Raw genomic sequence first — 11,124 nt, 5'->3', positions numbered from 1 at the left:
GCCCCCTGCCGGGGCGCCCCGGGCGTCGCGCCGTTCCCGATCGGCGCCGGGCGCGTCCGGCGGGGGCGGCATCCGGCAGTTGGGGCGGCAGGGGGCAGGGCGCGGAGCTGCCGGGGGGACTGCCGTCCGGGGGGCCTGCGCGTACCTAGCGTGGGGGCACGGAGTCGAGAGGATCCTTCTCGCGGTCTCCTCTCCTCACCTTCCCCCTCGCCTGGAGGCTTCCGCGATGCCCTCGACCGCCCCTACCGCCGCCGCCGTCCCGGACGGCGGCCCGGCGATCACCCCGGCCCCCCGACCCGGCGCGCTGGACGGCTTCGACGCCGCCGTCGCCGCGCGTCCCGAGCGCACGGCCCTGGTGCACGGCGACCGTCGGGTCAGCTACGGGCAGCTCGCCCTGGCCGTAGCGCTCCACGCCGAGGAGCCGACCGGATCCGACGCGGGGGCCGACGCGGTCGCCGCGGTCGTCGCCCTGCTGGCCGCGCTGCGCGCCGGTGCCGAACCGGCTCCGTCGCAGCCGGAGTTCGGGCCGATCGGGCCCGAGGACCGGGTCCTGCGGTCCGGCCCGGCCCGGCGCGGCGCCGAAGGGATCCTCCCGGTGCTGGCCGCGGGCGCCACGCTCGTCCTGCGCGAGGAGGAGGCGCCGGACGTCCCGGGCCTGTTGGCGGCCGCCGCCGCGCACGGGGCGACCGTACTGGACCTGCCCGCCGCCCACTGGCACGAACTGACCGGCGTACTGGCCGCCGGTGACGGCGAACTCGCCCCCGCGCTGCGCCTGGTGGTCATCGCGGACGCCCCCGCCGAGCCCGCGGCCCTCGCGCGGTGGCACCGGGCGGTGGACCCCGCCCGGGTCCGGCTGTGGGACGCGCACCGGGCCGTCGAGCAGGCGCCGACCCCGGGAGAGGGCGGCGTCTTCGACGGGGTGGTGCTCGACGCCGAGGACCGGGTGCCGCTGTCGTACGCGCAGCGCCGGCTGTGGTTCCTGGGCGGCCTGGAGGGCCCCTCGGCCACCTACAACCTGCCGCTGGTGCTCCGCCTCGACGGGGTGCCGGACCGGGCGGCGCTGACGGCGGCCCTCGCGGACGTCGTCGAGCGGCACGAGGTGCTGCGGACCGTGTACCCGGCGGTGGACTCCGAGCCCTACCAGCACGTGTTGGAGGCCCCGCCGCTGCCGCTCGCCGAGCGGGCCTGCGCGCCCGAGGAGGTCGCCGAGCTGGTGGCCCGCTTCACTGCGGGCACCTTCGACCTCGCCACCCAACTCCCCCTGCGGGCCGCGCTCTTCCTGCCGGGCGACGGCACCAGTGTGCTCGCCCTGCTGACCCACCACATCGCCACCGACGGCTGGTCCGTGACCCCGCTGCTGCGCGACCTCGCCGCCGCGTACGAGGCCCGGCTGGCCGGGACCGCACCCGTCCGGGAGCCGCTGCCGGTCCAGTACGCCGACTACACCCTGTGGCAGCGCGAGCTGCTGGAGGACCCGGAGCGGCTGCTGGGGCACTGGCGCGAGGCGCTGGACGGGATGCCGACCGTACTGGAGCTGCCGACCGACCGGCCCCGGCCCGCCGAGCCCTCGGGCGAGGGCGCCACCCTCGTGGCCCGACTGGACGTCGAAGCCCACCGGCGCCTCGCCGAGCTGGGCGAGGAGCACGGCGCGAGCATGCTCATGGTCCTGCAGAGCGCCCTCGCGCTGGCCCTGTCGGCCGCGGGCGCCGGACCGGACGTCGCGATCGGCACCCCGGTCGCGGGGCGCGGCGACGAGGCCCTCGACGACCTGGTCGGCTTCTTCGTGAACACGCTGGTGCTGCGCACGGACACCGCCGGGGAGGTGACCTTCGCCGAGTTGGTCGAGCGGACGCGGGACGCGGACCTCGCCGCCTACGCCCACCAGGAACTGCCCTTCGACCTGCTGGTGGAGCACCTGAACCCGGTGCGCTCGCTCGCCGCGAACCCCTTCTTCCAGGTGATGTTGACCGCGCAGGCGCAGGGCGCCGCGGACGAGGCCGTGCCGCTGGGCGGCGGGCTGACCGGCCGCTTCGCCGAACCGGGCCTGGAGGCCGCCAAGTTCGACCTGAGCGCCTCCTGCGTGGAGCTGCGCGACGCCGAGGGCGCACCGGCCGGTCTGGAGGTGTGGTGGCAGTACGCCACGGACCTCTTCGACGCCTCCACCGCGCAGTTGCTGCTCGACCTGTACGTGCGCACGCTCGCCCGGGCCGCCGCCGACCCGGCGTCCCCCGCGGCCGCCCTCGCCCGGCTCACCGAGGCGGAGGGCGCGGGCCTGGCCCGGCGCCGGGAGCGCCTCGCGGCGGCCGGGGAACCGGCGGCGCGAGACGGTGCGCCCGCGGCCGGGGAACCCGCTCCCGAGGAGCTGGTGGCGACCCTGTGCGCGCTGTTCGCGGAGGTCATCGGGCGCGAGCGGGTGGCCCCGAAGGACAACTTCTTCGTGGTCGGCGGGCACTCCATGACGGGCGTGCGGCTGGTGAACCGGATCCGGGCGGTCCTCGGCGTGGAGGTGCGCATCCGCGACCTGTTCCTCGCGCCGACGCCCGCCGGGCTGGCGCGCCGACTGAGCCGCGCGGCCGCGCCCGCCCCCGGCACCGCCCTGGCCCGCACCGGGGTCCGGGAACGGCCGGAGCGGATGCCGCTGTCCTACGCGCAGCGCCGGCTCTGGTTCGTGGACCAGTTGGAGGGCCCGAGCCGGTCCTACAACCTGCCCTTCGCGCTGCGCCTGGAGCGCCCGCTGGACCCCGCGGTGCTGGCCCTGGCCCTGGCGGACGTGGCCGGGCGGCACGAGGTGCTGCGCACCGTGTACCCGGCGGTGGACGGGCAGCCGTACCAGCGGGTGACGGAGCCCGGTCGGCCGGTGCTGGAGCGGGTGACGGCCTCGGCCGGGGAGCTGGAGGCGGCGATCGACGCCGCCGCCGGGCACGTCTTCGACCTGGCGGCGGAGATCCCCTTCCGGGCCTCGCTGATCGACGTACCGGCCGACGGGGCCGATGGACCGTCGCAGGTGCTGGTGCTGCTGGCGCACCACATCGCGGCCGACGGCTGGTCCGGCGGACCGCTGCTGCGCGACCTCGCCGCCGCGTACGGGGCCCGGGACGGCGGCGCCGCCCCCGACTGGGAGCCGCTGCCGGTGCAGTACGCCGACTACACGCTGTGGGAGCGCGAGCGGCTGGAGGGGCCGGGGGCCGAGGCGCACGTGGCGTTCTGGAAGGAGCGGCTGGCGGACGCGCCCCCGGTGCTGGAGCTCTCCGCGGCCCGGACGCGTCCGGCCGAGGCCTCGCACCGGGGCGCCGCCACCGCGCTCCGGCTGGACGCGGACACGCACGCCCGGCTGGAGGGGCTGGCCCGGGACCACGGGGCGACGCTGTTCATGGTGGTCCAGGCGGCCTTCGCGGCGGCGCTGACCCGGCACGGCGCGGGAACCGACCTGCCGCTGGGCACGGTGGTGGCCGGGCGTGACGACGAGGCGCTCGACGACCTCGTCGGGTTCTTCGTGAACACCCTCACCCTGCGCTGCGACACCTCGGGCGACCCGCGGTTCACGGAGCTGCTGGACCGGGTCCGGGAGACCGACCTCGCCGCCTTCGCCCACCAGGAGCTGCCGTTCGACCTGGTGGTGGAGCGGTTGAACCCGGTCCGCTCCACGGCGCACCATCCGCTGGTGCAGGCCCTGGTGCAGGTGCATCCGGCGGAGCCCGGCATCCCGGCCGGGTCGGCGCTGGCCGGTTCCCCGGTGGGCTCGGACTCCGGTTTCACCAAGTTCGACCTGACGGTCGCGCTGCGGGAGCTGCGGGACGCGGACGGGGCGCCGGGCGGGCTGGAGGGCGTACTGGAGTACGCGACGGACCTGTACGACGCGGGGACGGCGGGGATGCTCGCCGGGCACCTGGCCCGGATCCTGCGGGCGGTGGCCGAGGACCCGCGGCTGCGGCTGGCGGACCTGCCGCTGCTGTCCGCCGAGGAGGAGCACCGGCTGGTCACGCGGTACAACGACACCGCGACGCCGCGCGCGGCGTGCGGGGTGGTGCACGAGGTGTTCGAGGCGCAGGCCCGGCGCACCCCGGACCGGATCGCCGTCTCCTTCGAGGACGAGAGCCTGACCTACGCCGAGCTGGACGCCCGGGCCAACTCCCTGGCCCGCGACCTGATCGCGGCGGGGGTCGCCCGGGACGGCGCGGTCGGCGTGCTGATGGACCGTACGCCGCTGCTGCTGGTGTCCGCCCTCGCCATCCTCAAGTGCGGGGCCGCCTACGTCCCGTTGGACCCGCGGCTGCCCGACACCCGGGTCCGCATGATCATGGAGGACGTGGCGGCGGGGGTGCTGCTGACGCAGCGGGCCCACACCGGATCGGCTCCGGTGCGCCAGGAGGCCGCCGCCGGTGTCACGGTGCTCGCCGTGGACGAGCTGGCGGTGGACCCGGACGCCACCGACCCGGGGACCGCGGTGGGCGAGGACGCCCTGATGTACGTGATGTTCACCTCGGGCTCCACCGGCCGCCCCAAGGGGGTCGGGGTCACCCACCGCAACGTGGTCGAGCTGGTCACGGACCGCTGCTGGGACCTGGCCAACCACCGGCGGATGCTGGTGCACTCGGCGATCGGCTTCGACGCCTCGACCTACGAGCTGTGGGTCCCGCTGCTGGGCGGCGCCCAGCTCGTGATCGCCCCCGGCGACGGCACCGACGTCGCCGAACTCGACCACACCATCCGCACCTACGGGGTCACCGCCGCCTACTTCACGATGGGGCTCTTCCACATCATGGCGGACGAGGGCCTGGACACCCTCAAGCTCCTCGACGAGGTGTGGACCGGCGGCGACGTCGCCTCCCCCAGCGCCCTCCAACGGGTCCTGGACCACTGCCCCGAGACGGTGCTGGTCCACTCCTACGGCCCGACCGAGACCACCTTCGCCTCCCACCACCAGCGCATCGGAACGGACCTGCGCACGCTGCCCGGGGTGTTCCTGGGCGCCCCCCTCGACAACACCCGCGTCCACGTCCTGGACGAGCGGATGCGGCCGGTCCCGATCGGCGTCCCCGGGGAGATGTACATCGCGGGCAGCCAGGTGGCCCGCGGCTACATCGGCCGGGCCGCACTGACCGCGGAGCGCTTCGTCGCCGACCCGTTCGGCGCGGACGGCGGGCGGATGTACCGCACCGGCGACCTCGTGCAGTGGACCCCGGAAGGCGAACTGCGCTTCATCGGGCGGGCCGACGGCCAGATCAAGCTGCGCGGCTTCCGCATCGAGCCGGGCGAGATCGAGGAGACCCTGGCCCGGCACCCGGGCGTCGGTCAGGTCGCGGTGGTGGTCCTCGAGGACGGCCCCGGCGGCAAGCGCCTGGTCGCCTACGCGGTGCCGCGCGCCGAACACACCTTGACGGAGGCGTCGTTGCTGCGCTGGGCCGCCGGGGAACTGCCCGAGCACATGGTCCCCTCCGCCGTCGTCCTGCTCGACGCGATCCCGCTGACCGTCAACGGCAAGCCGGACCGCCGGGCGCTGCCCGCGCCGCCGCGCGCGGCGCGGCCCACCGGCCGCCCGCCGCGCACCCCGCGCGAGGAGGTCCTGTGCGGCCTGTTCACCGAGGTGCTGGAGGTGGAGGGGGTGGGGATCGACGACAACTTCTTCACCCTGGGCGGGCACTCCCTGCTCGCGGTGCGCCTGGTCAGCCGGATGCGGACCGTCCTGGGGCTGGAGCTGGGCGTACGGGACCTGTTCCGCACGCCGACCGTGGCCGGGCTGCTCGCCGACGAGCCGAGCGGCTTCGACCCGATGGGGGTCCTGCTGCCGCTGCACACCGGCGGCACCCGCCGCCCGCTGTTCTGCCTCCACCCCGGTACGGGCGTGGGCTGGTCGTACGCCGGTCTCACCCAGCACCTGGGTCCGGACCAGCCGCTGTACGCGATCCAGGCCCGGGCGCTGAGCGAGCTGGGGCACAGTCCGCAGAGCGTCGAGGAGATGGTCGCCGACTACCTGCCCCGGATCCGCGAGGTCCAGCCGCACGGCCCGTACCGCTTCCTGGGCTGGTCCTTCGGCGGCACGATCGCCCACGCGCTCGCCGTCCGCCTGGCCGAGCTGGGCGAACGCACCGAGCTGCTGGCCATGATGGACGTCCACCTGATGCCGACCGAGCCCGAGCGACGCCGGATGACCCCGGCGCAGAAGCGGGACATGCTGGTCGGCGACGACGCGGACGTCCCCGAGGACGCCCCCTTCGACGTGGACGCCCTGATCGGCCTGGTCCGGTTGCAGGACCCGGTCCTGGGCGCCTTCTCCGACGGGGAGATCCGGTCGGTGATCGGCGCCTCCATCGACCACGCAGAAATCATGAACCTGTATTCTCCGCGTCCGGTGGCCACCGACATGTTGTTCCTCGGGGCACTGGAGGACGGGAAGACGGAAAACACTCTCGCACAGCACTGGATTCCCTATGTCGAGGGCAGTGTGGAGAATCACGTCATCGGAGTTCCGCACACCAGAATGGGCGAACCCGAACCGCTGGCCCTGATCGGCCGTATCCTTTCCGAGAAATTGAGGAGTCTGTCATGACCAATCCTTTCGACAACGCCGAGGGCACCTTCCACGTGGTGGTCAACGCCGAGGGCCAGCACGCCCTGTGGCCCACCTTTGCCACCGTTCCCGCAGGTTGGGACGTGGTCTGGGCGGACGGCTCGCGGGCCGACGCACTCGCCTACGTGGAGCTGAACTGGACGGACATCCGGCCCAAGAGCCTGGTCGCCCAGTACGCCTGACCGCCCGCACGCATTTCACATCCGCCGCCAGGCCGGGCCCCGCATTCCGGGGCGCGGCCCGGCGGCTTTTTGCGGCCGCCCGTCAGCCCCGACACGGGCGGTCGGGTAATACCGCAATACTGCCGCCGGAACTTCCCCTCGGCCCCCGATCCGCTTTCTATATTCACCGTATGCGACGACGGACTTTGAACATCCTGCTGACGGGTACGGCATCGGATTCCCATACGTGGAATCTGGTCTATCTCCAGTTGCTGCTGGAGGAGGAGGGGCACCGGGTGCACAACCTCGGCCCCTGCGTCCCGGACCGGCTGCTCGCCGACACCTGCGCCGACCGGAATCCGGACCTCGTGGTGATCAGCAGTGTGAACGGGCACGGATACCGGGACGGGCTGAGCGCGGTGCGCACGCTGCGCCGCGCGGAGCACGCCTTCCCCGTCGTCATCGGCGGCAAGCTCGGGGTCGCGGGGACCGCCGACCCCGTGCAGCGCGGCCGGCTGCTCGACGCGGGGTGCGACGCCGTCTTCGACGACGGTGACGTGGCGGCCCTGCGGGAGTACCTCGGCGCGCTCACCGGCATCCGGGTCTTCGCGTGAACGGCGCCGCCTCCTTCGGCTCCTTCGTCGCCGACGCGGCGGCCGCCGGAGCGCTGGTCGTCCAGCCCCGGATGGGGTTCAGCGACCCCGCCCGGATGCGGGACGGCCTGGAGCGCACGAAGTCCGCCGTCGCGACCACCGTCGGCACCCTGACCATCGACAGCTACACCCGGGTCGGCGATCAGGACGCCGCCCGGGCCGCGCTCGCCGAGGGCACCCCGCTCAACGGCTACCCCATCGCGACCCACCCGGCTGCCCTGACCCGGTCGCTGCTGGACGGCGTGCTGGACCCGGGCTTCCCCGTCCAGGTGCGGCACGGCTCCTCGCGGCCCGAGTCGATCATCCGGGCGCTGACCGCCGCCGGGCTGGACGCCACCGAGGGCGGGCCGGTCTCGTACTGCCTGCCCTACGGCCGGACCCCGCTGGCGGAGTCCGTCGACAACTGGGCCCGCTGCTGCGAGCTGTTGGCGGCCCTGGTGCCCGCCCCGCGGGTGCCGCACCTGGAGAGCTTCGGCGGCTGCATGCTCGGCCAGCTCTGCCCGCCGGGGCTGCTCGTGGCGATCAGCCTGCTGGAGGGCCTGTTCTTCACCCGGCACGGCATCAGCAGCGTCTCCCTCAGCTACGCGCAACAGACCGATCCGGTGCAGGACGCCGAGGCGGTACGGGCGCTGCGCCGCCTCGCCGGGGAGTTCCTGCCGACCGGGGTGGACCACCACGTGGTGCTCTACACCTACATGGGGGTCTTCCCCGGCACCGAGGACGGGGCGACCCGGCTGCTGGAGGCCTCGGCGCAGCTCGCGGTGCGGTCCGGGGCGCACCGGCTCATCGTCAAGACCGCCGCCGAGGCGTACCGGATCCCGACCGTGCTGGAGAACGTACGGGCGCTGGAGACGGCGGCGGCGACCGCGGCCCTGGCCGAGGGGCCCGCGGCGCCGGGCGACCTCGGCGGCGCGGACGACAGCGAGGTCTACCGGGAGGCGCGCGCCTTCGTGGAGGCCGTGCTGGAGCTGGGTGAGGACCTCGGCCGCAGTCTCAAACTGGCTTTCGCCCGGGGCCTGTTGGACGTCCCCTTCTGCCTGCACCCGGACAACGCGGGCCGCTCCCGCAGCGTGATCGACCCGGGCGGGCGGCTGCGCTGGTCCGAGGTCGGCGCGATGCCGGTGAGGGCCTACCGCCCGCCGGGCGGAGCCGCCCCGATGACCGCGGACGGCCTGCTGGCCGCCGTCCACGACGTGGCGCGCCGCTTCGACGCCGTACCGGTACCCGCGTGAGCACCCCCGCCCCACCCCCGACCCACCGACGCACCCGCACACTCACAGGAGTCGACATGGAGCCCTACGGCGCCACCCCCGCCCCCGCCGCACCGCACACCCCGCCCCCGCTCGGGGAGCACCTGCGCTCGCCGCAGTTGCGGGCGGCGATGCTCGTCCAGCAGGAAGTCCTGTACGCCGCCCGGGAGTTCCTGCGCGGCGAGGGGTTCGTGGAGCTGCTGCCGCCGCTGGTGGGCCCGGTCACCGATCCGGGCGGGCGCGGCGCGAAGGCCCTGGACGTCGACTACTACGGCGAGCCGTACAAGCTGATGACCAGCGCGATCCTCTACAAGCAGGCCTCGCTGCGCGGTTTCCCCAAGCTCTTCTACATCGCCCCGAACGTCCGCGTGGAGCCGCCCGAGACCGCGACCACCGGCCGCCACCTGGTCGAGTTCCACCAGATCGACGTGGAGATCGCCGGCGGCTCGCGCCGCGACGCGCAGGAGATCGCGGCCGGGTTGCTGACCCGGGTGGCCGAGCACGTGTGGACGGCCGTCCCCGACGTGCTGCGCGAACTCGGGCGCGAGGAGATGGACTTCGCCGAGCTGCGGTCGGGCAAGTACGACGCCTGCACGCACGCGGAGGCGGTGGCGCGACTGATCGGCGGGGGCCACCCGCAGAGCCCGGACGCCGAGATCGACTGGGCGGGCGAGAAGGTGCTCTCCCTGGAGGCCGAGCGGCCGTTCTTCATCAACGACTACCCGAAGGGCTCGCGCGGCTTCTACGACCGCGAGGACCCGGACAACCCGGGCCTGCTGCGCAACTTCGACCTGATCGCCCCCGGCGGTTACGGGGAGCTGGTCAGCGGCAGCGAGCGCGAGTCGCACTACGCGACGATCGTGACCCGGATGCGGGAGAGCGGCGAGAACCCGGCGAAGTACGCCTGGTACCTCGAACTGGCCCGCGAGGGGATCCAGTCGAGCGCGGGCTTCGGCATGGGGCTCCAGCGCCTGGTCCGCTTCCTGACCGGGCTCGACGCCCTGTGGCAGGTCAGCGCCTACCCGAAGCTGCCGGGGGTGATCGCCCCGTGAGCGCGCTGACGGCGGCGGGCTTCCCGGAGCGCGCGGTGCGCGCCCGGGCCCGCGCGGGGACGGCCGAGGTGTTCCCGCCCGCGGACACCTACGGGACCTCGCTGTACGGGGCCGGGGAGACGCAGGCGCCGGACGCGCTGGACGCGCTGCGGCCGACGCCGCCCGTGTTCATGCCGCGGCGGCTGGAGAAGCTGATCGACCTGGGTCGGGAGCCCTCCTTCGAGGACGTGGACCTGCGCACCAAGGTCGGCGGGTTCGCCTCGGAACTCCCGCTGTACCTCTCGGCGTTCGGCTCCACCCGGGTGGGCAGCGGGGACCTCGGCGTGGCCGCGAGCGCGCAGGCGGCCCGGCTCGGCATCCCGATGGTGATCGGCGAGAACATGGTGCCGGTGCACGGCTACCGGCGCGGCGGCGACGGGATGCGCTCGGCGCTGCTGGCGCGGGTGGCCGCGTACGCCGAGAACCTCGCCGACGGGGTCGGCGGGGTGGTGGTGCAGCAGTCCACCGAGGACGCCGACTCCGAGGTGTGGAACCTGCTCTACAGCGATCCGGGCACCCGGCCGCTGCGCGATTCGGGCCGCCTCGGCTTCGAGCTGAAGGTCGGGCAGGGCGCGAAGCCGGGGCTCGGCGGGATGACCGTGGTCGACGCCGCGCAGGCGGAGCGGCTCGCCGGGAAGTTCACCGTGCGGGAGCTGCTGGGCGCGGGCGGGCACCTGCGGTGCGCGAGCCCGGGCACCTTCACGGAGGAGATCGTCCGCCAGCAGCTGCGGTTCATGCGGAACAACTTCCCGCTGGCCCGGACCTGGGTGAAGTTCCATCCCGGGCGGGACATCGCGGCCGCGGCCGCCACCGCCTGGGCGGCGGGCGCCGACGCGGTGACCGTGGACGGCGCCGAGGGCGGCACCGGCTGGGCGCCGCGGGTCTTCCTCGACCAGGTCGGCCTGCCGCTCGCCGAGTGCCTGCGCCGGATCGGCAGGCCGCGCGGGGCGCTGCTGGCCACGGGCCGGATCTGGGAGGGCGGGCGCGCGGTGCGGGCGCTGGCCCTGGGCGCGAGCGCCGTGGGGCTGGGCCGGGCGGCGCTGCTCGCGGTGGACGAGGACCCCGAGGAGGGGCTGGTCCGGCTGGTGGCCGCGCTGGCCCTGGAGGTCCGGCTGCTGACCAGCGCGCTGGGCAAGTACCACACGGCCGACCTGTCCCCCGAGGACCTGTGGGACCCGCGGGAACCGCAGCTCCCCGCGGACGCCCCCGCCGGGTCCCGGTCATGAGCGCCCCGCGCGGCTCCGCGTCCCGTCCCGCGTCCCGTCCCGGGGACCGCTCCCGCGAGCGGCGGCGCGGCGGGCCCGGGCGCCCGGCGGGCCGGGTGCGCGCGGTGTTCCGGCCGGGCGAGCTGCCCGGGGTGGCCGTGGCCGGGCCGCCGCGGGTCGTCCGGGTGGCCGGGAG

Annotated in this window: 6 protein-coding genes; all 6 read left to right on the top strand. The window is 75.0% G+C overall.

What is annotated here, in order from left to right; all coding sequences use genetic code 11:
* The first annotated feature begins 226 nt into the window (after window positions 1-226).
* The 6 genes from ACFWAR_RS38180 (at window position 227) to ACFWAR_RS38155 (ending at window position 10,949) form a co-directional block, all read left to right on the top strand.
* Window positions 227-6,547, top strand: coding sequence for an amino acid adenylation domain-containing protein (locus ACFWAR_RS38180; RefSeq protein WP_385787967.1), 6,321 nt, complete (start codon window positions 227-229; stop codon window positions 6,545-6,547).
* Window positions 6,544-6,750 (top strand): MbtH family protein, encoded by a 207-nt coding sequence (locus ACFWAR_RS38175; RefSeq protein ID WP_385787964.1) that lies wholly within the window; start codon window positions 6,544-6,546, stop codon window positions 6,748-6,750. The genes ACFWAR_RS38180 and ACFWAR_RS38175 overlap by 4 nt, the downstream gene beginning before the upstream one ends.
* 170 nt (window positions 6,751-6,920) lie before the next feature.
* Window positions 6,921-7,343, top strand: a complete 423-nt coding sequence (locus ACFWAR_RS38170; protein WP_385787961.1) for a cobalamin B12-binding domain-containing protein — start codon at window positions 6,921-6,923, stop codon at window positions 7,341-7,343.
* The gene (locus ACFWAR_RS38165) at window positions 7,340-8,614 is read left to right on the top strand and encodes a methylaspartate mutase (protein WP_385787958.1); all 1,275 of its coding nucleotides are present in this window, start codon (window positions 7,340-7,342) and stop codon (window positions 8,612-8,614) included. The genes ACFWAR_RS38170 and ACFWAR_RS38165 overlap by 4 nt, the downstream gene beginning before the upstream one ends.
* A gap of 56 nt (window positions 8,615-8,670) precedes the next feature.
* Entirely contained in the window at window positions 8,671-9,684 is a 1,014-nt protein-coding gene (locus tag ACFWAR_RS38160; RefSeq protein WP_385787955.1) for an asparagine synthetase A, read from the top strand.
* On the top strand, window positions 9,681-10,949 hold the full coding sequence (locus ACFWAR_RS38155) for a glutamate synthase-related protein (protein WP_385787952.1): 1,269 nt from the start codon (window positions 9,681-9,683) through the stop codon (window positions 10,947-10,949). The genes ACFWAR_RS38160 and ACFWAR_RS38155 overlap by 4 nt, the downstream gene beginning before the upstream one ends.
* Window positions 10,950-11,124: the final 175 nt, after the last annotated feature.

Source organism: Streptomyces sp. NPDC059917, from assembly GCF_042730635.1.
In the GTDB taxonomy this organism is placed as follows: domain Bacteria; phylum Actinomycetota; class Actinomycetes; order Streptomycetales; family Streptomycetaceae; genus Streptomyces.
Note: the sequence above shows the minus strand (reverse complement) of the source record. Positions and strands in the feature narration are given on the sequence as shown.